The sequence below is a fragment of the Vibrio sp. STUT-A16 genome (genome assembly GCF_026000495.1).
Taxonomy (GTDB): Bacteria; Pseudomonadota; Gammaproteobacteria; order Enterobacterales; family Vibrionaceae; genus Vibrio; species Vibrio diabolicus.
On the sequence record NZ_AP026765.1, the window covers coordinates 1,945,198 to 1,968,327 of the forward strand.

Annotated in this window: 28 protein-coding genes; 6 read left to right on the forward strand and 22 right to left on the reverse strand. The window is 43.5% G+C overall.

Translation table 11 applies throughout. The features are described 5' to 3' along the window. The first annotated feature begins 28 nt into the window (after positions 1 to 28). A complete protein-coding gene (locus OO778_RS09370) occupies positions 29 to 631 on the forward strand; it encodes a TetR/AcrR family transcriptional regulator (RefSeq protein ID WP_053807479.1) in 603 nt (200 codons plus the stop codon). 51 nt (positions 632 to 682) lie between these two features. Here OO778_RS09370 and OO778_RS09375 read toward each other — a convergent pair whose 3' ends face one another. Both OO778_RS09375 and OO778_RS09380 read right to left on the reverse strand, forming a co-directional pair. After that, positions 683 to 2,215, reverse strand: a complete 1,533-nt coding sequence (locus OO778_RS09375; protein ID WP_264909431.1) for an MFS transporter — start codon at positions 2,213 to 2,215, stop codon at positions 683 to 685. Positions 2,216 to 2,220: 5 nt separating this feature from the next. Beyond that, a complete protein-coding gene (locus OO778_RS09380) occupies positions 2,221 to 3,234 on the reverse strand; it encodes an HlyD family secretion protein (RefSeq protein ID WP_074191279.1) in 1,014 nt (337 codons plus the stop codon). A 449-nt stretch (positions 3,235 to 3,683) separates the two neighbouring features. On the opposite strand from OO778_RS09380, the gene OO778_RS09385 reads away from it, so the two are divergent. The 3 genes from OO778_RS09385 to OO778_RS09395 all read left to right on the forward strand — a co-directional run bounded on the left by OO778_RS09385 (position 3,684) and on the right by OO778_RS09395 (position 5,743). Further along, positions 3,684 to 4,136 (forward strand): MarR family transcriptional regulator, encoded by a 453-nt coding sequence (locus tag OO778_RS09385; protein WP_005395130.1) that lies wholly within the window; start codon positions 3,684 to 3,686, stop codon positions 4,134 to 4,136. Positions 4,137 to 4,199: 63 nt separating this feature from the next. Continuing rightward, positions 4,200 to 4,943 carry an SDR family oxidoreductase gene (locus OO778_RS09390; protein WP_256949065.1) on the forward strand — a complete coding sequence of 248 codons (744 nt, stop codon included), beginning with the start codon at positions 4,200 to 4,202 and terminating at the stop codon, positions 4,941 to 4,943. A gap of 596 nt (positions 4,944 to 5,539) precedes the next feature. Beyond that, positions 5,540 to 5,743 (forward strand): hypothetical protein, encoded by a 204-nt coding sequence (locus OO778_RS09395; protein WP_005395134.1) that lies wholly within the window; start codon positions 5,540 to 5,542, stop codon positions 5,741 to 5,743. A gap of 75 nt (positions 5,744 to 5,818) precedes the next feature. Here OO778_RS09395 and OO778_RS09400 read toward each other — a convergent pair whose 3' ends face one another. The 20 genes from OO778_RS09400 to OO778_RS09495 form a co-directional block, all read right to left on the reverse strand. Next, the gene (locus OO778_RS09400) at positions 5,819 to 7,297 is read right to left on the reverse strand and encodes a cation transporter (protein ID WP_104969407.1); all 1,479 of its coding nucleotides are present in this window, start codon (positions 7,295 to 7,297) and stop codon (positions 5,819 to 5,821) included. Positions 7,298 to 7,306: 9 nt separating this feature from the next. After that, positions 7,307 to 7,765: a CesT family type III secretion system chaperone gene (locus tag OO778_RS09405; RefSeq protein WP_074191277.1), complete on the reverse strand. Its 459-nt coding sequence runs from the start codon at positions 7,763 to 7,765 to the stop codon at positions 7,307 to 7,309. Between the two features lie 230 nt (positions 7,766 to 7,995). After that, positions 7,996 to 8,970, reverse strand: a complete 975-nt coding sequence (gene vopR / locus OO778_RS09410; RefSeq protein WP_074191276.1) for a type III secretion system effector VopR — start codon at positions 8,968 to 8,970, stop codon at positions 7,996 to 7,998. Between the two features lie 10 nt (positions 8,971 to 8,980). Then, complete coding sequence (locus tag OO778_RS09415; protein ID WP_031780449.1) at positions 8,981 to 9,427, reverse strand: type III secretion system chaperone; 447 nt, start codon at positions 9,425 to 9,427, stop codon at positions 8,981 to 8,983. Positions 9,428 to 9,691: 264 nt separating this feature from the next. Beyond that, positions 9,692 to 10,855: a VopS family T3SS effector adenosine monophosphate-protein transferase gene (locus tag OO778_RS09420; RefSeq protein WP_074191275.1), complete on the reverse strand. Its 1,164-nt coding sequence runs from the start codon at positions 10,853 to 10,855 to the stop codon at positions 9,692 to 9,694. Positions 10,856 to 10,858: 3 nt separating this feature from the next. Beyond that, positions 10,859 to 11,290 carry a CesT family type III secretion system chaperone gene (locus tag OO778_RS09425; RefSeq protein WP_074191274.1) on the reverse strand — a complete coding sequence of 144 codons (432 nt, stop codon included), beginning with the start codon at positions 11,288 to 11,290 and terminating at the stop codon, positions 10,859 to 10,861. A 185-nt stretch (positions 11,291 to 11,475) separates the two neighbouring features. Continuing rightward, complete coding sequence (locus OO778_RS09430) at positions 11,476 to 12,114, reverse strand: HrpE/YscL family type III secretion apparatus protein (protein WP_006741524.1); 639 nt, start codon at positions 12,112 to 12,114, stop codon at positions 11,476 to 11,478. Beyond that, positions 12,093 to 12,758 (reverse strand): SctK family type III secretion system sorting platform protein VscK, encoded by a 666-nt coding sequence (gene vscK / locus OO778_RS09435; RefSeq protein ID WP_074191273.1) that lies wholly within the window; start codon positions 12,756 to 12,758, stop codon positions 12,093 to 12,095. Before vscK ends, OO778_RS09430 begins: the two co-directional genes overlap by 22 nt. After that, on the reverse strand, positions 12,751 to 13,497 hold the full coding sequence (gene sctJ, locus OO778_RS09440; RefSeq protein ID WP_086015689.1) for a type III secretion inner membrane ring lipoprotein SctJ: 747 nt from the start codon (positions 13,495 to 13,497) through the stop codon (positions 12,751 to 12,753). The genes vscK and sctJ overlap by 8 nt, the downstream gene beginning before the upstream one ends. Continuing rightward, positions 13,497 to 13,841, reverse strand: coding sequence for a SctI family type III secretion system inner rod subunit VscI (gene vscI / locus OO778_RS09445; protein WP_005377202.1), 345 nt, complete (start codon positions 13,839 to 13,841; stop codon positions 13,497 to 13,499). The genes sctJ and vscI overlap by 1 nt, the downstream gene beginning before the upstream one ends. Positions 13,842 to 13,849: 8 nt before the next feature. Continuing rightward, complete coding sequence (locus tag OO778_RS09450) at positions 13,850 to 14,485, reverse strand: YopR family T3SS polymerization control protein (protein ID WP_005395152.1); 636 nt, start codon at positions 14,483 to 14,485, stop codon at positions 13,850 to 13,852. After that, on the reverse strand, positions 14,482 to 14,841 hold the full coding sequence (locus OO778_RS09455; RefSeq protein WP_264909440.1) for a YscG family type III secretion system chaperone: 360 nt from the start codon (positions 14,839 to 14,841) through the stop codon (positions 14,482 to 14,484). The genes OO778_RS09450 and OO778_RS09455 overlap by 4 nt, the downstream gene beginning before the upstream one ends. A gap of 3 nt (positions 14,842 to 14,844) precedes the next feature. After that, positions 14,845 to 15,093: a type III secretion system needle filament subunit SctF gene (gene sctF / locus OO778_RS09460; protein ID WP_047009831.1), complete on the reverse strand. Its 249-nt coding sequence runs from the start codon at positions 15,091 to 15,093 to the stop codon at positions 14,845 to 14,847. Positions 15,094 to 15,111: 18 nt separating this feature from the next. Then, entirely contained in the window at positions 15,112 to 15,315 is a 204-nt protein-coding gene (locus OO778_RS09465; RefSeq protein WP_005377198.1) for an EscE/YscE/SsaE family type III secretion system needle protein co-chaperone, read from the reverse strand. Then, complete coding sequence (sctD, locus tag OO778_RS09470; RefSeq protein ID WP_005377197.1) at positions 15,302 to 16,603, reverse strand: type III secretion system inner membrane ring subunit SctD; 1,302 nt, start codon at positions 16,601 to 16,603, stop codon at positions 15,302 to 15,304. The genes OO778_RS09465 and sctD overlap by 14 nt, the downstream gene beginning before the upstream one ends. 5 nt (positions 16,604 to 16,608) lie before the next feature. Further along, complete coding sequence (gene sctC, locus OO778_RS09475) at positions 16,609 to 18,492, reverse strand: type III secretion system outer membrane ring subunit SctC (protein WP_264909442.1); 1,884 nt, start codon at positions 18,490 to 18,492, stop codon at positions 16,609 to 16,611. Beyond that, positions 18,480 to 18,908, reverse strand: coding sequence for a YscB family type III secretion system chaperone (locus OO778_RS09480; RefSeq protein ID WP_258615978.1), 429 nt, complete (start codon positions 18,906 to 18,908; stop codon positions 18,480 to 18,482). Before OO778_RS09480 ends, sctC begins: the two co-directional genes overlap by 13 nt. Before the next feature lie 12 nt (positions 18,909 to 18,920). Next, a complete protein-coding gene (locus OO778_RS09485) occupies positions 18,921 to 19,901 on the reverse strand; it encodes a T3SS regulon anti-activator ExsD domain-containing protein (RefSeq protein WP_258615979.1) in 981 nt (326 codons plus the stop codon). 148 nt (positions 19,902 to 20,049) lie between these two features. Next, positions 20,050 to 20,910 carry an AraC family transcriptional regulator gene (locus OO778_RS09490; RefSeq protein ID WP_074191267.1) on the reverse strand — a complete coding sequence of 287 codons (861 nt, stop codon included), beginning with the start codon at positions 20,908 to 20,910 and terminating at the stop codon, positions 20,050 to 20,052. Between the two features lie 572 nt (positions 20,911 to 21,482). Beyond that, positions 21,483 to 21,932 (reverse strand): YscW family type III secretion system pilotin, encoded by a 450-nt coding sequence (locus OO778_RS09495; protein ID WP_074191266.1) that lies wholly within the window; start codon positions 21,930 to 21,932, stop codon positions 21,483 to 21,485. Positions 21,933 to 22,319: 387 nt separating this feature from the next. Here OO778_RS09495 and exsC point away from each other — a divergent pair, with 387 nt between their 5' ends. Together exsC and exsE2 are read left to right on the forward strand one after the other, a co-directional pair. Next, positions 22,320 to 22,766 carry a type III secretion system regulatory chaperone ExsC gene (gene exsC / locus OO778_RS09500; RefSeq protein WP_005397386.1) on the forward strand — a complete coding sequence of 149 codons (447 nt, stop codon included), beginning with the start codon at positions 22,320 to 22,322 and terminating at the stop codon, positions 22,764 to 22,766. Positions 22,767 to 22,774: 8 nt separating this feature from the next. Next, a complete protein-coding gene (gene exsE2, locus OO778_RS09505) occupies positions 22,775 to 23,080 on the forward strand; it encodes a T3SS regulon translocated regulator ExsE2 (protein WP_074191265.1) in 306 nt (101 codons plus the stop codon). Positions 23,081 to 23,130: the final 50 nt, after the last annotated feature.

Below are 23,130 nucleotides of genomic sequence, written 5' to 3' on the forward strand. Positions count from 1 at the left end.
GTGGATTTTTGCTTAGGTTGATTTATTTATGCGCATATCTACCGAAAAGAAACGAACTCGAATCATCAAAGTTGCCACTGACCTTTTTATAAAGCAAGGTTACAAAGACACATCACTCGATCAAATCGTCGCGATTTGTGGAGGCTCAAAGCAGACGTTATATCGCTATTTTTCGAACAAAGAAGGGTTATTTGTTGAAGTTTTAGCATACAATACCAAAACCAGCTTAGAGTCCGTCTTCCAGCTTGCCGACAAGCAATCGGCGCCTTTACAAGAAACATTGAATGACTTCGCCAAGAAGTACCTAAAAGGTGTATGCTCCAATCCTATGCTATCACTTTATCGGATCGTTTCGGCTGACTTCAACAAACATGATTCCGTACCAAATCAATTCTGGCAGACAGGGCCGCATCGCATTCATCAATACCTCATCGACTTTTTAAAGAGTGAAACTGTCAGCTCACAACTCGATGTTGAAAATGCCGACCTCGCTTGTGAGCAACTACTTGCATTAATTAAACTTGATTACCAGAACATGGCACTAATTGGCTTCGATTTTCCGACAGATGAAGAGTTAGATGCACATACGAAAAAAGCGGTCACCGCCTTCCTAAATCTATACCAAAGATAAACTCACTGAATATAAAAGGGAGCATCATCGCTCCCTTCTTGTTTCTATGGCTTAGTGAATCTCTCGCTTCGCCGCCAGTTTTTTACCGATTATTAAGATTGGCGCGAGAGCAAAGACCGAGATAATAAACATCAATAATGAATTACTTAGTGCGAGAGTGGTCGCCTGCTCTTTGACAACAGAACTAATTTGGCTCATTCCTAATGCCGAATTTGGCAAGTGTCCATGAGTCAGAATCGTACTGCTCAACGCATTTTTATAAGCACCAAAAGCATGATTCACATCATCTAGCGTTCGGCCAATCTCTCCAGCAGCTTGTGCACTATGGCTTTGCATTACCCGTGAGAACACGGCACCAGCGATCACACCGCCAATGGTACGAAAGAGGTAGAAATTGGCGATGCCTTCTAAACGCTGCCCGACCTGGAAGTACATCAAGACTGCAATGGTCACAGACACATTCAATAAGCCGACACCAAACCCACGCAACATCATCGGAACGGACAAAGATTCCGTACCAGCAAAGCTAGGTAACTGACTAAACATATGTACCGAAAGTATAATCATCACCACACCAAACGGGACGACTGCATCCGCTAATGGACGGCGGAAGTAATACACCAGCACACTGACTAGCATACCACCTAGCATGGCATAAAATGCCGGTAATTGGGCATATCCAGCATTAAGGTTGTTGTACTGCAACGCCATTTTCAAAAAGCTAGTAAACAACACATTGCTCGCCATAACAGCAAAACCTGCCAAAAAAGCGTTGTACATAAAAACATTAGTTTTCAACTTACTATGCAGCTGTATTGATGCTGTATTTAAAGGACTGGTTTTCACAAAGTAATACACCACTAATAAAGTCAGAGCTGCGGCAATCGAAGAGGCTTTAACAAACCATTCCGAGTCAAACCAGTTGTAATAACTGCCTCTCATCAATAGAAATACAACGATACTTATTGTCAGGGCAAAAACTAAATAAAACCAACAGCCCGACTTGGCTTCGGCCTCGATTTGAATCGACTTAGGATTGTAGATGCATGCAATTACCAAGGCAGAGAAGTACAGCCAAGCCGACACGACACACAACAGTGACCAATCAAAGATTTCGACAATATTGGCCACTACCCAAGGGTAAGCGCCGATCGGTAGCAAGGTTGAGAATACTAACGTTAAAGCAATAATGGCTGGTAGCCAACGCTGTTCAAAAAAGTGGAGCAGGTAAAGGTTTAATACCACCATTAACATGCTCATAAAAAAGCCACTCGAGAGCCAAGTCAGAGTGAACACCAGTTCTTGCTGTCCGCCCCAGTAAAGGACAAGATTGCTCGCTAGGCCTACCAATAAAATGGCATGTAAGAGAGTTAACGTACCCAATCTACGCACCAATATTGGTGTGAATATAAAACCTAATACCTGGGTAATCATAAAGCCGACTTTAACCAGAGCAACTTCATCGACAGATAAGCCTGACGTTGCCGCCATCTCATACGATAACTCGGTAAACATCACGGAGTTAATACCAAAAGCAGCAATCGCAAAAAGCGTCAAAATCAGCAGCGGTGAACGTTTTTCCATTGCAGTTAACCTTGTGCCGCGGTCTCGATCGATACTTCTGCAGACAACCCCGGATAGACTCGTTGACTCAACTCTTGAGGGATCTCTAGCTCAATACGTACTGGTACACGTTGTACTACTTTTACGAAATTGCCTGTCGCATTTTGAGGTGGCAATAAACTAAACTGTGCACCAGTCGCCGGAGTGATCGAAGAAACACGGCCATGCAATGGATGGTTTGGAAACATATCCAATACCACTTCAACCTCTTGCCCAGGCACAACGTTCTCAAGTTGTGTTTCTTTAAAGTTTGCCTCTATCCAAACATAATCTGGCACCATCACGATGAGCCCCATTCCTGGTTGTACAAACTTGCCGACTTGCACTTGCCTATCTGCCACATAGCCATCGAATGGCGCACGCACCGTGGTTCTTTCCAGTGAAATATTAGCCAGTTGTAAGTTTGCTTCTGCTTTTTTACGCTGTGCTGTCAGTTGCAACTTCTCGGTCATCAATGTGTCGAGCTGTTTTTGCTCAGCAGCTAAGCCCAATTTAGCGGTTTCAAGATTACTGCTTGCTTCAATAGATCGCGTTTTTTGTGCTTCAAACTGATTTTTGCTCACAGATTGCTTTTGTACCAAACGAGAAAGACGTTGAAACTCCGCCGCTTGGTGTTCGGCATTTGCACTCGCGCGGCGAATACCTTGCTTCGCCTGCTCAATTTTCATTAACTGCATATCCGTTTTGATTTGATTTGCAGTAAGCTCAGATTTCGCAACATCTAGTGCTGCTCGAGCAATTTCTTGGTTGGCAATAAAGTCTTCATCATCAATGACAAACAAAGGAGTTCCTTCTCTTACCCACTGGTTATCTTTGACAAAGATTTCGCTTACTTGCCCCCCAACCTCAGGTGAAATGGCCGTAACGTCTGAATGAACATATGCGTTATCCGTCATTACAGTATTCGGCTGGTATAAGGCACAGCCAGCAGCAAATAACGAACCAACAACAAGCGACAAGGCGATAACTTTCTTCTTCATGTTTGAAACCCATTTTATGATTTTCACAAACTGCACTGTACCGTACAGTTTTAGTAAAGATACATTTGATCATTGCCAATCAAAAAAGATCAATCTCATTGATTTATCATGAACTTCTTGAGAAAAGTGTTTTGAATGAAGAGAATTAAAACCTAACCATCTGTAATGTAAATAAAAAAACACATTTAAACTGAATAAATAAAGAGAGGACTGCAACTCCCCTACCTTTATTGAAGCCTGCTCCCCAACTCGGCGCATCAATCGCAAACAACTTGACTGGCCAAAGTTTTCGAAGCTACCTCACCAATTTTCATTAGCATCTCAATCTGACACATCAACCCAACGATAAGCACAAGCTAGTAGCATTTTCTTCAAACGAATTTGACATCGCTCAATATAGTTGTGTATACAACCATATTGTTCGTTCATGTTATTTGGTGAAATTTTCCATGTCCCAATACAACCATCATCAGTCTCTCGGTCACCTTACGGGGCTTGCTAGTCGCCTGTTTAACCGATTACTCACTACCCGTTTCAAAGATGCTGGTATTGATATGACAGCAGAACAATGGGGTGTCGTGTTGCTGTTGCGAAACAACGGTGCTCTTTCTCAAAGTCAGATTTGTGAACTGTTGTACTTAGAAAAATCGAGCGTCAGTCGCTCAATTGATGGGCTTGAAAAGCGCGGTTGGACAGAGAGGAAACCTTCGCCAACGGATAGTCGAAGTAAGTTAGTCGTGCTAACAGAAAAATCTTTAGACACCGTTGATACATGTGCAAATATCGCTTCGCTAGTACTGCAAGAAGCCCAACAGAACCTTGCTGATGCCGACCTAGACAACAGCAAACAGCAACTTTCTAGCGTGGTAGCGAACTTACGCAAGCTTAACGGACAAATTTAACTTATCAGCGTACGTTGCGACAGAAGCTGGTTTAACAGTCAGGCTCAACCTTGGAGAAATACGATGACAAAACGCAATGCTTTAATTACAGGTGGCGCTCGTGGAATTGGTGCAGCAACAGCAAAAGCACTCGCTGCAGATGGTTACCGAGTTTTTATCAACTACGTAAATAGTGCTGCGGTCGCGGAAGCGTTAGCTCAAGAAATTCAAAACGCCGATGGTGAGGCGTACACTTTAAAAGCTGACGTTCGAGATGACGCACAAATACAAGGAATGTTCGACAGCATCGCAAATGAACATGGTGGCGTTGATGTTCTTGTCTCAAACGCAAACATGAGCTTTACCGCTAAACCTTTCACGGAGCAGTCGTGGGAAGAGTTTGCACAAAAGCTAAATGACGAAATGCACGCTGCATATCAAACGGCAAAATTGGCGGTAGAAAACATGAAAGCCAACCAGTTTGGTCGCTTAATTTTTATCTCTAGCACCTTATCAGAAGCTCCTGCACCAAGCTTTATTGCTCATGGTAGTGCAAAAGGTGCACTTGATAGCTTTAGTAAATACCTCGCTCAAGAACTTGGTCCTTTCGGGATTACGTCTAATGTCGTTGCTCCGGGCCTTGTAGAAACAGACGCAACAAAAGGTGCTCCTGAAGAGTTTAAAGAAACCATTCGAATGTTCACACCAACGCAGAAAATTGCCACACCTGAAGACGTAGCAAACACCGTGAGCTACTTGGCAAGTGAAAAAAGCGGACATATCACGGGCACATACAATCCAGTATGTGGCGGCGCCTACCTACCATAGCGCCAAGTGTGCTAGGCACAAATACAAAGGCATGTACGCATGCCTTTGTATCTTTAGGTATTGCTTTGCAACGCGCAAGCTTCCTTCATGGACGGTTTTGTCTGAAGAAAAATAGAAAGTCCTATCTATTTCTTATAATCGGTGTATAGTGAGCTCAGCTCCTAACCGTGAGCTATTGATGAAATATTTAGTTCGAGTCTCTTCTTAGTTTTCTTTCGAGTCATTTCGTTACTCAACTCCTGTAGCAACTTATTCTTTATCTTCCATTAAATAGCCTCAGTTTTGATTTAAATACGAACGAGAGTTAGCTCTCTTAGCATGGTTACTACAACGCGCTGTCTTTACATCGATAGGTTTATAAGGAATTTAACCTTATAAAAACAATCAGTAATCGTCAAAATAAGACATAACGCGCATAGCCACGTCGTGTATATATCATCACTATTTAGGAATAGTCATTAGCGGTGAAATATATTAATCAGCGCGATGACAATGGAATATTTAGACTTAATTTAAACCATTTTGACTTCGTTATTCCTATAAAAGTAGAGGTTAATTAGATTGACCTTTTATAAACACGCTCTAGAGGAATAAAAATGAGAAAAAAACGAGATAGCTTTCAAAAAAAGAATAAAAAAAGCAATTATGAAGATAAATTTGAGTTGATGGTAAAAGAATACCACAGCGCAAAAGAAGTATTAGACGCAATGCCAGAAGGTTCGGCTGACTACGACAAGCAGAAAAAGCACTGTGAATCTCTATTTGCTAATGCCGAGCGCTTTTTTAAGCGAAATCAGTAGGCCAATTTAACGCCTAGATAAACATCCGGCAAAACACCATATACGGTAAGGGAGCATCTGCTCCCTTACTTTCAATTAAACCCAACCTTCCGCTAAGTACATCAGTCGCAATTGACTTGGTGAGCCCAGTTTATCTAATGCATCCAACTGAGCGTCACTCAGGTTTGGGCATTTATCAAGGTATACTCGTCCATTTTCTGCATCAAGTGGCAGTTTGTAAGTCAGCTTTTCATTGATTTGACTCGCCTCACCTTTATCGATCGCTCGAACTGCAGGCATGAGCCAATCCCAATCTTCGCCCAATAGCTTTTTAAACGCACTATGAGCAGTTGCCTCAGTTTTACTTGGCGCATCTTCTGGACTTAACTTCAAGATAGAATCAACGTCAGGGACTAAGTGTTCACCTGACTCTGAGCCCAACATCTTTTTCAACGTTAAGCGAGCCGCTTCCATCTCTTGTGCTTCTTTAGGCGCTTGAGGTGATGTCATCGCCGTGTTCTCTTTAGGGCCAAGGTACGCCATTAATGCGCGTACAGAAGCCGGATCTTGCATGCTGAAGGTAAAGTCTCCTTTGGCATTAGAAACTTCAAGCCTTGGTAAAACACCAGACATCTCACCTTGCATGAGTTGTTCTTTTACTTCCGTATTTAACCCGTATGCTCCAGCTTGATTCGCAACAAAACCACCACCACTGATGATGCCAGTCGTGGCAGCCGAGCCAATGGCTTCTTTTGCTATCGGCGTAACACCCGCTGTCGCTACGGAGCTCACCCCAAAAGTACCCAAGCTCCCTGTCGCCATGCCCAATGTTGCCCCAACTGCACCTTCAGCTGATAACATTGCATGACCTTGAGCCAATGTTTGTTGCATCGGCATAGAGAGACGTTGGTCTCGCCCTGGAAGCTGCGAAATTTGCTCCAGCTGATGGTGGTAAGCTTCAGCATCGCCATTGACTGCCGCTTTGTGCAGCTCGCGTCCTGTTGAAATTAATAGCCCTACGCCAGGCAAAGCTAGGTTGATGACTGCATTAACGCCAGAACCTTTCAGTTTTTCTTTGCCCATCTGTAACAGTTCGGCACCAAAACCATCCATTTTCCCCGGGTACTGAGCCTCTAAACTCACCTGCATACGCGGATCTTTGCTGATCGCATCAAACGTATTTTTAAGCTGCTGGTACGTATCGCTGCTCACCTTGACTTCATCCAACAAGCTGACAACTTCTAGGATTTTGCGCTCAGTAAGCGGCTCACCGCGATAACCAGAAGGGCTAACCAACGAGTAAGCTAGCAAGGCAACCTCAGGCTTTTCTTGTTTAAGTAGTGCCTGTTTCAAATCAAGGTGAGTTTTGATGTTTTCTTGGAAAAACTTAGTGTATTTGCTTCTCAACACGCCTTCGTGGATAGAAGCAAACTTGTGGCCTTTGTGGAACGTTGAAGGTTCTTTTACCTCACCTCTTTTACTGATCACTCGGTCATCTTTTTGCGCAGCGACTGCACGAAACTGTTCTAGATCAGGTACTGGGCTTTGGCTGATTTTTTGCGTTGTATTGACCATTTTTCTCTCCTACACACGAAGTGATTGAACATGAGCTTGTTCATGATTAGGGGTGGTTGGAATCGCTTGATCCAACATTGCAAAACGCGCTTGCCACAGTTCAGTCTGTTCAATAACCTCATGAAACCAAGCAGTAAGATTCGTCGTGTTTAGGTGCTCAACTGGTTTACGTCCCGCTAAGACAAGCTGTCGACCATTTGGGGCTAAAGCAAGTGCAAGGCAGCCACTACCGATGCCCTGATAATTAGCATGAGCAAGAAGCTCTAAACCTTTGAGTCTTTGTTCGCCCGACTTTTCTAATCCTCCGAACGTCACGGACAACATTAAATCATCCGTATCTGTCGCGATGAAATACAGCATGTAGCGATCATCGACCAGTAGCTGACAACGTTCATTGTCTTCAAAATTCAGTTCGGGCAACTCATTGAGTTGGCAAAACTCCAAGAGCAGTTGTTGAATCGTGTTCATAACTTTTTCCTTTTGTTTCAATAACTCTATTGAACAACGATTGCAGATTGAACGATGTCGGTAATGGCTTTATTTTTGTCACTTTTTCGCCTTCATTGTGAGGTTTTTCGCAGAAATCTCGCTCTAAAAACGAGTTGCCAGAGTAATCAAAAAGAGCAGCTCAGGGCTGCTCTTTCAATAAAGGTTGGATGACTAGCATTATGTATTTGCTTACTTCTTTTGCAGAGCGACTAACCCAGTTTATGACTATCAAAAATGACTTCTGTTGGCGGGAACATATTCGAAACAGGTGGTCGTTGCGCATCTCCAAACATTGGTGCACCGAATGCGGATGTGGCCCAAGGATCAACAATTTTCACATCCTTACTCCATGTTGAGGGCTCTTTAATATCACTCCCCTCTTGTCGACCAACCAGTACATAAAGGTGTGTACCTGAATGACCCTTTTTAAACGCAACCACTTCGACTTTAGGCTCACCTTCAGGTGTGCCTGACATGCCTTGAATCATCTCCGCTGCGGCAGCAAAGGCAAATGTAGTACAGCAGCCGGCTTTCGCGTTTTGTACTGCCTTAGCAATGTTCTGTAGAGTGCTTAATTGCGGTGCGGTTCCTCTTTGTGCTGCAGCTTGAACTCCGTTTGCGGACATAGTCGCTCGTTGATCTTGCATGATTCGCGCTTGATTCGCGTGAAGCGCTTCTAGTCTAGGCTTTCCTTTGGTTTCATAAAACTGCGAACCTTTTACACCAAATGTATTTAAGTCTGTACAGGCAAAATCACCAAGCTTTTGAAGGTTAGTTTTATGTTCGTTGATCAGCGCTACACTCGATGAGGTTTTATTCGCTTTAGAAGAAGAGGCCGTTTGTGCGGCTGGCCAATGTGAGCTAGGACCAGACGACAATCTCTCAAGATTTTTCAGACTACCGAGCGTTAACTTGTTTTCACCGTTCAACACATTTTGTAGCATCAGCTTCGCAACGTCTTTAGGAATGCCCTGCTTCGTGAGCAGATTCACCACAATGTCTTTCGCTTTATTCTGGTGGCTAATACGCGCGCTGACGCTTTTGTTTTTAGGCGCCCCTTCTTTAACAAAAATATCTTTGCCATTATGCGCTCGAACCTCTTTATCGTCAGCTTGATTTTGTGTCGCCAAATGGGACGTTAACTGACTCAACGAATGCATGTGTGATGTATTAATATTGACCATGTTTGATGCCTTAAACCTGAATAAATGCGTGTACGTCTGTTTGGCTAAAATCTACAACCGTATTGTTCTGAAATAGCTGAGCCCAAGTATCCACTAGCTCATTCAGTTGGATCATTAAGTTAGCAATATTGGTGAGTTCACTCTCGGCCGCGATGGCAACCTGAAGAACCACATCTTTAGTGGTTGGATTAACGCAAAACTGCACACCGCCGGTTTCTCGATATAAGAAGTTGTATTCAAGTAAAACTTGAAGTTTGTCTAACGTAATATCCTCTTGTTCTATGTGCAGGTTTTTAGAAATCAACAACTCGCCTTTTTCCTCCACAAGCAGAACATCGACACTGTTATTTTCAGCAAAATGCAGTGACCACATTTGATCGTCATACGCTGTCACGCGCTCAAGGTTCAGCACTTCTCCCAGTTCAGAGAGAAGCATATTAATCTTTCCTGTATCCATGTTGTGTCCTGTCTAATTTAATATACCTAAGTAGCCTCGAAATATATGATGCAGCGAGACGACTTGGGTATAACGGCTTATTTAAATAAGCTCATAAGGATAAGAGCGATTTTATGGCGTGATAGACACAAGAGCTTTATTTAAACGTCTCAATTTTATTGCTATTAGCCGTTTTAGCGAGGTAGAAAAATGAAGAGTAAGTTGGATAAAGAAATAAGAAAAGAGCGGCAATCGCCGCTCTAAAATTGGAATAGAAGAGAAAAATTACTTGATGCCGTGAAGGCTGTTCTCTGCGTTCATAGCCAAAGGATTGAATGAGTCGTTACGAAGTTCTGCTATCGCGTATAGCATGCGTCCCATGCGACCGTTTCCATCGGTGAACCCGTGATACCCAATGACTCCTGCAAACAAGTGTTTACCCAGGTCTTTATCCGCCACTGGGTTTTCTTTCAAAAATCCTTCAATGTGCTGCTTTAGCATCCCCTCACCGCCAATACTTGAAGGCAAAGTACCACCCGAAATATTTGGCCCTCGGTAGTCACGTTCAACATCAGGTACCAATCGAGCGTGTAGCTCTTTTAAGTTGTCCATATTCAATAAGTCTTTACCATTAGACGCGTATTCTTTAAGTAAAGACGTAATGTTTTCGGCATCGTTTCCTTTAGAGTTAGAAGCATTAATGATCCACGCCGCAGCTCGTTCGACATTATCGGTGACGCCACTTTTGTTAAACGCATCCTCTGCCAGTCCTTCAGCGTATACACCTTGGCTTAGATCGGTGCTTGCTAGACCTTCGATATGGCGTTGCGCCGATTTAAGATGCATCACCTCCATATCAAACACCGCTTGCATTTGAGTGATGCTACCTGCTGGATTTTTTTGCGCTGCAGACACACCACCGCCATAGTCTTTTACTACACGTCCAGCAAGCGACTTCGCTGCACTTTCGCCAATCAGTGATGTGAGGTTTTTACCAGAATCGGTTTCTAGCATTGATTCTGTCATTGCTCGCTCCGCTAACTGGTTTAGCTCAGCAGAGTGCGATTGGACCGTTTTGCTATCCAATTTTGCGAATGCATTTAATACATCTGATGCGGTTTTTATGTTTCCATCTTTGAAGAACATTTGTCCATGCTCAACAGAAGAAGCAGCTCGTAAACGCTGAGCTTGGCCTTGCTCATTATCAAATACGGCTTTTGTAAGGGCTTTCGCAACCGATTGTGAGCTGCCTTCGCGAAACAATTTTCCTGTCGCTTCAAAAAATCGCGCTACCGCACCATTAGTAGGATTGGTACGAGTAAATTCTTGGGTCGCTGCGTTGATTTGGTATTCTTTGCCACCAATACTCAGCTTGCCTTCGTTTAGTATCTCGTTGCGAGCTTGCGGCATGGCAACCTGCAATGCGCTAACACTTCCAAAACTGATCATGTTTTAAACCCTTAATGTGGAAAAATGAGTAGTACTCGTTACCGGGACTTCGGTTGTTTTATTGATTACTTTTTGCGTGTTCGCACTTTTTAGCCATTCGATGAAATTCGCTAATGATTCATCAAGAAAAGAAGCAGTTAACAGTTGCTGGTGCAGGTGTGTGAAACCGATGTATCCCGTTTCTGCCTCCCAGAATACCGCTGGAGAGCCTTGCGTTAAGGCATCTTTCATATGTTGACGCAAAACATCATCACTCGGCTTATCGCCTGAAATCAGCCCAATAAGTGTCAGGCGATCTTCTTGTGCGCGAATTGTGATTGCTGTGTTTTGGTCAATGAGTAGATGACAACAATCATCCTCATCAAAAACCAGCGACTCCAGTTGGCAGCGGCTGGCAAAATCTGTCAGTAAAGAAGTTATAAATCCATTAGCCATTCGACTAAATAATCCTATTTTTGTTGTTTTAGAGGCGCTGCTTGGTTGCAACACTTATCAACTAAGCAGCTTTCTTAGGTGTATTCTTAAGGATTTATGGCAGTGAATATTTTAGAAATGGTCGGATTTTTTTTGTTTAAAGGCATTAAAATGAAAAAACTCAGCAAGTGCTGAGTTTTTAAGATTTATTCATGAATCGTAATTTTACGCTCACTGAGCTGCTTCACCATCGCTTGCTTTAATGCATGCAACTGTCCATCAATACTGGCGTCGATGATCCCGACTTCAGTTTCCAAAATGCAGCCTCCATTTTTCAAGCGAGCGTCTGCTACCACGTCAACGTAACCGACTTCAGGGTAATCACTCAATACACCAGCCACCTTTTCCCTCACATCAACAACCTGCTCTGGATGGACATGTAAAATGACCTGCTTTTGGTTGCTCACCAATTGCAACGCTTCTCGCACGACGCTCACCGTGGTATCGACATCATCAAAGGTATCGATGATCTTACGTACCGCTTCTAACACCACGCCTGTCATTTTTTCTTCGACTTGCTGATAGTAATCATTACAACGCGCTAGGGTTTCAACCATCGTTTGCGCATTTTCAATCTTGGCTTGTGCGAGACCATCTTGATAACCACGTTGTTTTTCAGTTTCGTAGGCTTGTTGGGCATTAGCAATTATGCTTTCAGCTTTGGAGTTCGCGGCTTCAACTAAGTGTTGCGAATCAAGATAACTGGCATAATCTTTCGCTTTCAGCACCTTTAAGCCAGGTGCCAGCTGCAAGTTGTCTGTTTTTATTTCAACAAATGAAACCATTGGGGAATAACCTGTTTTGCGATTTTTTTTGTGAGTCGATACGCCAGATCTCGCTGATCTTTTGCCAACCAGCTAGCCATTTCCGTACTCTCGCTGAGCTGCTGTTCTAGTTTGAATTGCCAACGCAGGACAATGTCTTCTGGCGAGTTAACTAAAACAAACCTTATCCAGGCGTACCCAAGCGCTTGCATTTTTGCTTCAACAGACCGCTCATCCAATGATTCTGGCAACGGATGTTGCCAACCTTGCGGCCAACTGGATAACAACATCGGCCCGTTTTGAATCAAGAACCGAGCGCCTTCCAATCCAAAGACGTTGTTCAGAACCTGTTTCGGATGTTTTAAAACAACGCCTCGCATTGCCACACAATGTAAAGCTCCGCCCACCATCAGTACGAGTTGGTTCAACGCATCCGCTGGGAGCAACGCCAAGCTATGGCAAGGTTTGTTAAAAGCCGTCTCTGGAACTGGAGATAACGCCCACTCATTTATGCACCATTGGTTAAACATGGGGTTATCTCTCCAACCTTCAATATTTAGTAACCAAGGCTGTTTCTGTTCTATCCAACTTTTATGGATGTATTGGCAAGGCGCGTAGTTAAACTGATGTTGTACCTGCGCGAGTGGTGTTTCTGGTTTAACCACGCTTTGTGTTCCTGCGGCACCAAGTAAAAGTAGCGATATTTGAACCGATAAGCGCAGCTACCAAGAACACCAAAATGGCGACAAAATTATTCGCCGTCTCTTTGGTGACCTGAACCGACAAAATGCTTTTAAATTGATTGTTTTGAGTAGCAACTCGTACCTCTGATGAGGGTACCATCACTACGCTGATTCGATCGTAATTCAACCCCTCAATACTGTTGTTCACCAATAACTTGATCTGCGGAACATACGAATCAAGCGCAATATCCGCCGCATGTTTAATAAACACAGAGGCAGATGCAGGCGTTGGACGCTCTCCTGGACGTAGATCTTGATCTTCTAAAACAACATGAACACGTGCCACCAGCACGCCATCAATTTGAGATAAGGTTGAAGAAAGTTCTTGAGATTTCGCGTACACCAAACGTGCTCGTTCTGCTAATGGCGACGAGATCAAATCGTCTTTGGGAAACACCTCTTTCAATGTAGAAAACTGCTCTCTTGGATACCCTTTTCGCTTCAGCGCGTCTACAGCGAAGGCGATTTGAGAACTGTCTACCATTAACTTGACGGTGTTGTCTTTGTCAGGTTCTTTTGTTGCAACGACACCTTCGGATAATAAGATCGACAACATCTCATTCCCCTCTTTCTGAGTTACGTTGGTGTACAGCTCGGTCTGACAACCCACCAGAAACAACGTGAGCATGATGAAAACCGCTCTCATTTTATTCATCATCACTATTGTGCCTTCAATAAGGTTTCTACGTTTTGTGTGGTTTTACCCACGGTTTTCGCGATCAGCTCTTCTTGAAAAGTAATGCGCGTCAGTGCCCACTGCATTTGCAGTAATTGCGCCGGATCATCACCCACCATCTTCATGTTGTCTTGCAGGTTACTTTTCGCGTTATCGATAGTATTTTTTAACTCGCTGATGTTTTCGAGCAAACCGCCCTCCAAGCCATTATTCGCCTCGGGAACCGACATAGCTTGTTCGAAACGTTCACTTAAACCGTCCTCGACTTGTGCATCCTGCAACTTATCAATGTTGGTTTGCATCACCTCGGTGTACTGCGTGTTTATCATATGTACTCCTAAGACAAATCTAACTTGTGACTATGAGTCACGATGTTTTTCACCATCGCATTTTTTTGGATCATGAAGCTAAGCTCATCACGGACCATGTCCAGCGTTGATGCCATATCAGGTAACGACTTCAACTCAGCCCAGCAGTGCCACAAGGCTTGTTCTTTCTGGGCACCAAGTGGAAAATGCTGCGCCAACATTTCTTTAAGTGCTGCTTTATCGACAGGTGGCTCGGCAATAAGCTGGCCCGAAAAATCCCCTAGCAACTCCTGCTTCAACACCTTTAATAAATCGGCTTGCGGGTGTTCGGTGCCCTTTGCACTCTTCGCCTCATAAAAGGCGTACCACATTGCCTCTCGTTTAACTTGAGGATCGGAGAACGCTTCATTCAACGACGATAAGACGCTTTGTTTACTGACAACATCTGCGTCTTTTAGTGATTCATACCACGCTTTGATGTCCGCCAGTTTCGCTTCTGTTTTCTCTAACGTCTCTTTTGGAGAGGCGTGTGAGGCTTCCGCTTGCTTGGCATTACGCTCCATGAGCACATTCATCTTATCTTCATCGCTCCGCTCATAATGGCGCGACTCCGATTGGCGCAGAGGTTGAGGCTGAAGAGTTAGATTACTTGAATCAACGATCATCCAAGGTTCCTAATGTCCTGAGAAAAGCTTGCAGCAAATGCTTGGCTTTCTTCGCTTCCCTGTGATGCGAGTTCTACCCAACTTTCCGCTTTGCTCAAGAAACCAGCTTTGGCGGAAGCAAGGGCCGCTAAACTGATCAGATCTGGATAGGCGTTGCAAAGTGGTTCGAGCAATTGATGAGCCTCTTCGTACAAGCCTTTATTCATAAGGCTCATTGTACGAATCATCACCACGGCCTCTTCAGAACCAGAGCTTGCTTCAAGGCCGTCCGCAATCGTGTTAGCTTCTTGATGACGATGCATACCGGTTGCCATCAGCGCGATTTCAGCCAGCAATTGGCGCATTTCTCGTTCCATGCTTTATACCTTCTGGAGAATCGACTGCATCACATCTTTAATCGCACGAGTAGTGGTCGCATTGATGTTGTAAACAACAGACCATTTGTTGATCGCGTGCTGAAGTTCAGCCAGCTTAGATGGATCATCGGCGTTTGTTTCTAGGTTCTTGATGGCAGTCGTCACCTCTGTGTTGGCATCTTTCGCTTGTTTTTCTAACTTAGTTTTAACATCATCAAGGTTTACACTGTTACTAGCATCGTAAAATGACATAAGACTTCCTCGTATTTTTTAGTTAGCTTCGTATGATTCAACGACCGCATGGGCGGCTGTGTAAGCTTCATACTGTTTGAGTAGCAATTGGTACTGCTGTGGTGAGCACCCTAAATCCAACTGACGTTTCACCACCGCTTGTGCTTCTAAGAGCTTGCTCTTAATCTTGTGCACTTCCGCACCGTTTGTGTCGTTATTTAAAATTTGTTCAAGATTTGTCATTGTTCGTCTCACCTTCATATCCAAGTTCTATTGTTATCACCCGCCCGCCTTTAACCAACTCAATACCAGCAGGTGTAACACTGGATATTCGGTAGCCCTGAGGCGTTCTTGCACCGACCATATAGCGAACGTTATCGGTCAGAATCACATATGGAACCTGGCCAAAGTTAACGCTACGAAACGGGAAATCGATGTTGGTGCCTTTACTCACCTTAGGTATGGATTTCAAAACTAAGTACGGTTTCTCACCATATTGTTCCCGGAAGTCTCGGGTCACACCGTAAAATCGAGTCGTTTCGATATCATCAAGCTCACCACGAACTTCGATGCGATCACCGCTGGTGACCAACTGGACTTTTTTCAGTAACTCCGCATCCGTTAATAACGCTTTTAGCGTATCCATGTAGGCACCCGCTCGCTGCAGTTCAACCTTCCACGCAATAAGACCCGGCACGTCTCGCTCCAAGATTTGTTCAACTTGGTTCCAACGACTGGCATCATCGATATAGCCCGTCAGCAGCAGTGTGCCGGTCTCATCGCCATTTTCGACTTTCACTTGGTGATAGCCGAGGTTGCGCAAAATAAATCGAACCCCGCGACGGATTTCTTCCATCGTTCTTAAGTCACTTTTGTAATTGATGCCCAATACATCAATTCGACCAAGCAGATCGAGTTTCTGTGTTCGGTCTTCAACATAGCCCTCTAAGACTGCTTGGCGTGCGGCGGCATTCCATTCCACGCGAACGTCGCTAAGTTTGAGCTCGCCTAAGATGTTACGTACCAAAACAATGGGTTCTGCTTCTGTAACAATTTCATTGTTGTTTCCGTTAGCTTGGCTGTACCACATACCGGCAAAAATGACACTCGGGACAAAACTACAAAGCAAAGCGATGAGCGTTGTTTTTTTCCAGCTAGAGCGTTGCACAGCAACCACAGGTGTATTCTGTTGGCTAGATTCGTCGCTGACGTTACTCACAATTAACGCATCTTCCGCGTATCCCAGAGCGAACTTCACAACGCCGACCGAGACAACAGCATGGCGTGACAACTCGATACCATCACCTGCAACAGCGATGTCTTCACTGTTAATATTTGCCTCTTCGCAACCTCGTAAAATGACCGAGTCTTGCTGGCAAACGAGGGTGAAATGGTTCGCTTCGACCCCAGCATCAGACAGTACAAGATCAGCAATAAAGTCGTCACTGCCAAGCACGAGAGCACCTTCAGGTAAGGTGACTTCTACTCCGGTATGCACGCCTGATAAAATACGAATTTTCCATTGCTGCATCGCGGTTAAGACTCCTCTGAAGGGCGCACACACTCACTTTGTGAGTCATCACATTCCAATACTTTCACCCGCCAACCCTTTTGCCCTGTTGGTAATTGGCACTGCGTTAATTGAGACGACTTTTGCTGTGACAATAAGTCTTGTTGATAGCGCTCGGCTTGAACCCTCGATGTGCAGCTATATACTTCCACTACCGATTTAAATTCAGCGCTATTGTTGGAGATGTTGTTAAGCTTGCCGATACTTGGTCGCAAGTCATATTCGTTGCCAATCAACACACTATCGCCAATACCATCCACAACAATTCGAGGTTCTAAAATAAACATTCGTACTGTGCGGCGCTTAGTGTTGGTATTACTTCTAAACAGCGCGCCTAAATATGGGATGTCTCCTAGCAATGGCACTTTACGTAACTGATGGCTCACTTCATCTCGGTACACACCACCGATAAGTAAGCTTTGCCCTTGTTTAACCGTCGCTAAGGTGCTGATTTCAGTTTTACGAACGGAAGGAAGGTCGTCGACACCACCATCGGTAATCTTTGCCCCGTCTTCGAGATGAAGGCTCAGATTGATTTCTGGTCGGGCAGCAAACCTGTCACCAACGATACGCGGGACAATTCTCAGTAACGTGCCATACGTGACCTCTTCCAGTGCTGCGGTCTCTTTACCAACCAGCTTGACGTAAAACGTGCTGCTGTTGTTCAGTACCGCTTCGACATTTTCTTGGGTTAGCAGTGTTGGTCTTGAAACCACTTGAGCACTGCCTTGAGATTCCAATAAACGGATTTGAGCCAACAGGTAATTCAGATTGGTTGAATCAAGCAAAGACTTAAAATTTTGTCCGCTGCCGAGAGTCACATCACCCGAACTCACATCCCCTGTTGTTTTGATATCAACAATTCGATTATTTCCGACAGACACTCCCGCTCGCCAATCCACGCCTAACTGACTTAAATCGTTGGCACTGATGTCGACAATCGATAACGCAACTTCAATTCTTGATTGCGGTTGGTCCAATTGAGCGACCAGTTTGCGATAGAGCGGTAATCGCGCTTGAGTATCACGAACAATAATCGCATTAAGGCCCGGCTCTGCTTCAACCGTTGCTCCGCCATGAACTGAGGCGGTTTTATTGCTTTTTACAGGCTTATCTGAACTGGTAACTTCTTTGTTCGACGCACTCGTCACTTGAGTTTGAACACCAGACACGACTCGCTTTAAAACCGATGCGATACCCGGAACCGTAATTGTCTGATCTCGATATGCAATTTCTCTGTCCGTTGCAGAAGCGTACTTCAAAGGAATTATTTCAACGAATAACTCGTCGGTTGAATTCGATTTCTGCAGCAGGCGCGTTTCTAATGCTTCGGCCGTTTGTACAACTAAGTCGACATAACGTGGAGGACCTGCAAGATAAACCAACCCTTTACTTTCAGCGGCTCTCCACCCATAGCGCGAATCCCACACTCCAGTGGAAATTAACGTGCTTCGTAGCTCTCTGGCGGTCAATAATTCTAATTGGAGTAAACGTGAGCGCGTTTCTGTCGCCTTATAGACATGTAAGACGGCACCATCGAAATACCACATCAAGTTATAGACTTGCGATAAGTAGTCGAGGAACTCAGCCGGGTCATCAGGAGTAAAACGTCCACTCACTCGATCATTAACTTTGTCACTCACAGAAACCGAAACGCGATAGTTTGCGCCAAAGTTATTCAACAACTCTTTTAATGAGTCGTTATCTGCATAGTATCTAAATGGTTGCTCGGGCCAGTGTAAGTCTGTTGCTTGTGCGAATCCCAACGGAGCAAAGCTCACAGCACACAACAGTATCTTTGTGGCAGCACGTCTGATGTTCGGAAAGACTTTTCGCATCATGGCAACCACACATTATGATTAATCGTGTGGTTCACGCGCTCTTGCTCCAATAATGCCATATAACGCTCACATAGATTAACGTGCTTAGAAAGCAAAGCAGAGAACAGCTCAATCGAACAGTCCTCGATCCTCACTTTGCTTTGCAAAATCAGCTGCTGATCATCATTCGCTGTTAGTACGCAGCCATCTTCACGGATTGTTTTTAATGAGAGCTGCATGCAACGTTGTAACGCTTGTTCTTGTTGATAATCTAGATGCTCTTTAAACTGGAAAGGTAAAGCTGCTTCCCATAAAAACCATGATGCGTGTTGTTTGATGGTCAGTGACAACTGATCAACCTCGATGTTGTAAGAGCCATTTTCTGAGGCAATAAAATCCCCTACCTTTAGCGTTTCCGCTAAAGATTTCATCATCTTATCTAACATTTAACGCCCTATTTAAATCTGGCTGAGGTGATTGCAAGCCTGGCCGCACTGGCCGCTTTGAGTGTCAAAATAGTAGTGATCGATGTCGCCAACAATTTGCATGCTCTTGAACCACTGCCATACTTTCGCAACCGCATTTTGGTCGTTGTAAACCACATCACATGCATCCCAGACTTCGTTCAGCTCAGGAGCCTCAAGTCGAACTTCCGAACACCACTTTTTCCACTCAGAGATAAACTGAGCAGTCGTAGAAGTGTACTCTGCGAACCCTTTAAGTTCGTCTAGAGACGGTTGCCACTTCTCAATTAACGAACGATGACATTCAATCACTTGCATCTGTTGTTCGCTCAACGTCCCGAGTTGATCTTTCAACTGGTGTTGTTGGCGCTCAATTAAATCGAGTTGCTGTTGCACAAACACCGCACTGGTGTCCTCTCCCGATAGTTTCAACCAATATTCCTTTTGAATATCGAGCTGATTGATAAGCTGTTCCACTTTGATGGAGGCATGCAAAGCGCTTTGATCAACTTGACGGTTAATCCACTCGTTTAGCGATAAATGAAAACAAAGCATCAACGTTTTTGGCACCGCTAAATTGAAGCGAAAACCAAGACGCGCGTTGATGTATTCCAGTCTTTGTTCAAAGGTCACGAGTGTGCGGCTATCACTGAGCTGCGACCCAATTTCCAAAAATAAACGCATGGCGAATCGGTCAAGCGACGCACCGAGCTTTTGATACGTTTTCACCAACTGGCTTGCGCACAGGCTATCGACGACGCTTCTATCCAACAAGCGCTGAAGTAAAGATAACTGTTCATAATTAATGACGCCTTCACTCAACAATTGTCGGTGATTGACGTGCACAACATTGAAATCCTGCGTTGATCTAGAAGCACTTTCATATCGAGCTCCTCTCTGCAAAACAGTCACTTTCCGTTGTGTCACAATGCTGTCTGGAAAAAGCGAACGGCGTCGCCAATGCTGCTTTTTCATTTATGTTCGTCTCCGCACCCCTCTCGAACGATCCAGAAAGAAAGAGGTGTAATAATTTTTAATCGTTCGTTGTTACATGACGCATAATAGAATTTACGCTGATGAGTGACTTTCAAAATTAGTCAGAAAATTTTAGTCCCAAGTCATTTCATTTCGCGATAGCTACTTGATCGTCTCCCGAACGTACACGGCTTGGCGTCGTTCCAAAACGACGGCGGTAACTCTGCGTAAAGTAAGACTGACTAGAAAACCCAGCCTCCATCGCCACATCCACGATGCTCATCTTGCTCGTCAACAGGAGTTTATGAGCGTGCAACAATCGGCGCTCACTGATCCAAGCTCTTGGAGAAATGCCATAGTGCTCATTAAATAGCTCTTTAAAAGTCGTTAAGCTAGCACCAAACTCTTGCGCATAGTCAGTCAACTTCCACTCTTTGAGGTAGTGTTGTTCCATAAATCGACGTAACCGTTCCGATGTTCGGTTCGTTTGTTGTGAAAGCAACGCATAGAGTGATTCTCCCCCTTTGCCGTGCAGCAAAAGAATGAGTAACTCTTCATATTTTAGGCACATAATCGCATCTGGATACGCCTGTTGCTCAAGCGTCTGCATGCTGGAAAGCACTTGCTCTACGAGTATGTTCAAACCAAAAGTAAACAAGCCAGAACAAACTTTATCTACCTTGGGCAGCATCATCAAAAGATCACTGTGCTTTTGTAATAGCTGGCTAACGAGTTCGTTGTCGTAGGTTATAATCGACGCTTTGTATGACCCGTCTAAGGGCGAGTACTCGAATAAGTAATCCCCTTGGGATAGAAACACCCCGTTTTCTGCCGCGACATCGATTGTGCAATCACCTGTTTGAACTCGAAGCTGACCATTGTGAACGACAACAATGTGAGATTGGTCTGAGTGAAATACTTCGTCAGATTTTTCATAGCGGGAAAAACTACGAATTTTTCGCGAGCTCGAGCCGACCTTTTCTGTGTTTAGTTGGCCTGACACATCCATTTTCTACCCTTCATTATTTTGAGTTTCTCAGTACGAGTGTTGAGAAACTTTCAAAGCAATACTTTGATTGTTGTTATTTCTAAGTACTGCTATATCAATTAAAGAAGCAAAGAAAAGAGCATAGAAGTTCATATCACTTACCATACCCCCCGAATAATTAGCGAATATCCTAAGCATTACCCTTACCTAAAGGTAAAAGTTTATCTTAGTAAACTCTGCTGTCCGTCTTTATTATTTTTATCAGATAGCGTTTATTATTAGCCAAAACTTAAATATCATTTCGTTATTAAAGTTTAGGATTTTTGTTATACATTAGAATAAAATTAAATAGATTATGGTATCGTTTATCGAACAAACTGAAATTTCCAAAATCTTAAAATTGTATGTTTTATAGCCTAAAACGCCAAGCCAACGTGTTCAAGGAGCGAGATATAATCATAAAGAATGCTATTTTTGCAACAAGTATAAGTCTAAAAAACAACTGACCCGATGACTTAAACCATGTGATTAATGTTTGTAAAAAACAACAAAACTTTCACAACAGGAAAGAGCAAATCTTTATTTTTAATAATTTAGTAAGGTCTAATTAAATGTAACCGATTACTTTTCATCTGGTTATTTTTTGGCACGAGCATCAAGTTTTCCTGCTTTCCCTCCACTGAAAATAAATAGTTCTTTTCTTTTTCCGCTACAAGTTCCCCATTCGAGTATAGCTTTCCAATTATCTTCATGTTTCCGTCACCAGCTTGAATCGGTGCAATTAAAAATGAATACTGTACGGGTAATTGAACGCCTTGGTAGTGCTGCAACGCAGACTTAAGGCACTGATTTTCAACCACTTTACATATTTCCACATCAAGAGACGTAATCGAAGGTGGAAAGTATCCATCGACAGAAACCCAACCATAGAGTGTCGCCTGACTCTTTGTGTCAAAGCTACCTTCCCTTACAATCGGCACAGACTGACTACACCCACTTAGTAGGAATAGTCCGACAAAACCAGCCCACATAGAATTGTTCATTATGACACCATAAACTTATTTTATAGACTTAGTTCATTTTAATTTCACACAATTCTTTATGTAAAAATATAAAAGATCAACTTATATTTATACTACAAGCGGACAATAAATCGCATTCTTCAACAACACATATTTAACATTAGATTTAATTTAACTCATCGTGACTGCACCTTAATACACTTTCAATTAGGCGGGTATATTAGAGAACAAAGATATTTAAATATCTAAGAAGCACCACAATATGCATCAGAGCACATTTGTTATCGCTGTTCTATTTAGCTCACCGAAATTAAAAACCAAAATATAATAACAACCGACCAATATTGATAAACACGAAGAGATACATCTAATATTTTCCTTGATAAAATTTCAAAAGGGACTATTCCTATGTCAGCACGCCAAACTATCGATGAGATTTTGCTAAAGTTTGCTCATCAAATAGGCTTGCCTGCACTGCATCTAACGGAAAATGAAGTAAGCTTAGCGTTTGATGATAATCTAAGAGTGCATATCATCTTTCATCCTGAATCGACAACCCTCCAGCTCGAAGCTGAGATTGTTGGTCTTCAAATCGTTAATTCCGATCTCTATCGTTCTTTCCTAGCCTTTAATTATCACTGGCCTGAGCATCAATTATTCTTTAGTTTAGATAATCATCGACATGTACTCTGTTTAAACCGACTCATTAACATTAAGCGACTGGATTATGAGTATTTTGAAACTGCTTTGGCGGAATTGTTGACGCAAAGTGAGTCGTGGGAGTCGTTATTGTCTGCTCATGTCGCCACAGCTGAGGTAGCTCCGATGCCACAAACTTTAGACTTAAGAGTTTAGGTGTCTCTATGTCCAACGACATCCAATCTAAATACACTAACTTACCGGTTCATGAAGTAAAGCAAGCACAGCAAAGTGATGCTCTGCCACAAGGAACGTTTCATGGCCGCAAAGTGACCCTACTCTCTTCATCAGAAAGCAGTTTGGCTCGAATGAGCTCTAAAAGAGAACTTAGCGAGTGTTTAAACCAGTTTGCGAGTCTTGAGTCTTGTAATCGCGTCTTGGATTTTGATCAGCAGTTTAGTCTTGAAAAGCAAAACACCGCGGTCGAAAAACTACTTGAACGAAAAGTGGCCGTAATTCAACGTTCCTGAGCACGCAATATAGATGGGTTCAAAATATACATTTCACGTATATACACCCT

Excerpts from the sequence above, each read along its gene's own strand:
- OO778_RS09480 (WP_258615978.1), bottom strand. The coding sequence starts at position 18,908 with ATGTTAGATAAGATGATGAAATCTTTAGCGGAAACGCTAAAGGTAGGG.
- OO778_RS09375 (WP_264909431.1), bottom strand. The coding sequence starts at position 2,215 with ATGGAAAAACGTTCACCGCTGCTGATTTTGACGCTTTTTGCGATTGCT.
- sctD (WP_005377197.1), bottom strand. The coding sequence starts at position 16,603 with ATGCAGCAATGGAAAATTCGTATTTTATCAGGCGTGCATACCGGAGTA.
- OO778_RS09420 (WP_074191275.1), bottom strand. The coding sequence starts at position 10,855 with ATGATCAGTTTTGGAAGTGTTAGCGCATTGCAGGTTGCCATGCCGCAA.
- exsC (WP_005397386.1), top strand. The coding sequence starts at position 22,320 with ATGTCAGCACGCCAAACTATCGATGAGATTTTGCTAAAGTTTGCTCAT.
- OO778_RS09370 (WP_053807479.1), top strand. The coding sequence starts at position 29 with ATGCGCATATCTACCGAAAAGAAACGAACTCGAATCATCAAAGTTGCC.
- OO778_RS09400 (WP_104969407.1), bottom strand. The coding sequence starts at position 7,297 with ATGGTCAATACAACGCAAAAAATCAGCCAAAGCCCAGTACCTGATCTA.
- OO778_RS09415 (WP_031780449.1), bottom strand. The coding sequence starts at position 9,427 with ATGGATACAGGAAAGATTAATATGCTTCTCTCTGAACTGGGAGAAGTG.
- OO778_RS09425 (WP_074191274.1), bottom strand. The coding sequence starts at position 11,290 with ATGGCTAATGGATTTATAACTTCTTTACTGACAGATTTTGCCAGCCGC.
- OO778_RS09485 (WP_258615979.1), bottom strand. The coding sequence starts at position 19,901 with ATGAAAAAGCAGCATTGGCGACGCCGTTCGCTTTTTCCAGACAGCATT.
- OO778_RS09390 (WP_256949065.1), top strand. The coding sequence starts at position 4,200 with ATGACAAAACGCAATGCTTTAATTACAGGTGGCGCTCGTGGAATTGGT.
- OO778_RS09450 (WP_005395152.1), bottom strand. The coding sequence starts at position 14,485 with ATGATCGTTGATTCAAGTAATCTAACTCTTCAGCCTCAACCTCTGCGC.
- OO778_RS09395 (WP_005395134.1), top strand. The coding sequence starts at position 5,540 with ATGAGAAAAAAACGAGATAGCTTTCAAAAAAAGAATAAAAAAAGCAAT.
- OO778_RS09385 (WP_005395130.1), top strand. The coding sequence starts at position 3,684 with ATGTCCCAATACAACCATCATCAGTCTCTCGGTCACCTTACGGGGCTT.
- vopR (WP_074191276.1), bottom strand. The coding sequence starts at position 8,970 with ATGGTCAATATTAATACATCACACATGCATTCGTTGAGTCAGTTAACG.
- OO778_RS09405 (WP_074191277.1), bottom strand. The coding sequence starts at position 7,765 with ATGAACACGATTCAACAACTGCTCTTGGAGTTTTGCCAACTCAATGAG.
- vscI (WP_005377202.1), bottom strand. The coding sequence starts at position 13,841 with ATGATAAACACGCAGTACACCGAGGTGATGCAAACCAACATTGATAAG.
- OO778_RS09495 (WP_074191266.1), bottom strand. The coding sequence starts at position 21,932 with ATGAACAATTCTATGTGGGCTGGTTTTGTCGGACTATTCCTACTAAGT.
- OO778_RS09430 (WP_006741524.1), bottom strand. The coding sequence starts at position 12,114 with ATGGTTTCATTTGTTGAAATAAAAACAGACAACTTGCAGCTGGCACCT.
- OO778_RS09380 (WP_074191279.1), bottom strand. The coding sequence starts at position 3,234 with ATGAAGAAGAAAGTTATCGCCTTGTCGCTTGTTGTTGGTTCGTTATTT.
- OO778_RS09490 (WP_074191267.1), bottom strand. The coding sequence starts at position 20,910 with ATGGATGTGTCAGGCCAACTAAACACAGAAAAGGTCGGCTCGAGCTCG.
- sctF (WP_047009831.1), bottom strand. The coding sequence starts at position 15,093 with ATGTCATTTTACGATGCTAGTAACAGTGTAAACCTTGATGATGTTAAA.
- exsE2 (WP_074191265.1), top strand. The coding sequence starts at position 22,775 with ATGTCCAACGACATCCAATCTAAATACACTAACTTACCGGTTCATGAA.
- OO778_RS09465 (WP_005377198.1), bottom strand. The coding sequence starts at position 15,315 with ATGACAAATCTTGAACAAATTTTAAATAACGACACAAACGGTGCGGAA.
- OO778_RS09455 (WP_264909440.1), bottom strand. The coding sequence starts at position 14,841 with ATGGAACGAGAAATGCGCCAATTGCTGGCTGAAATCGCGCTGATGGCA.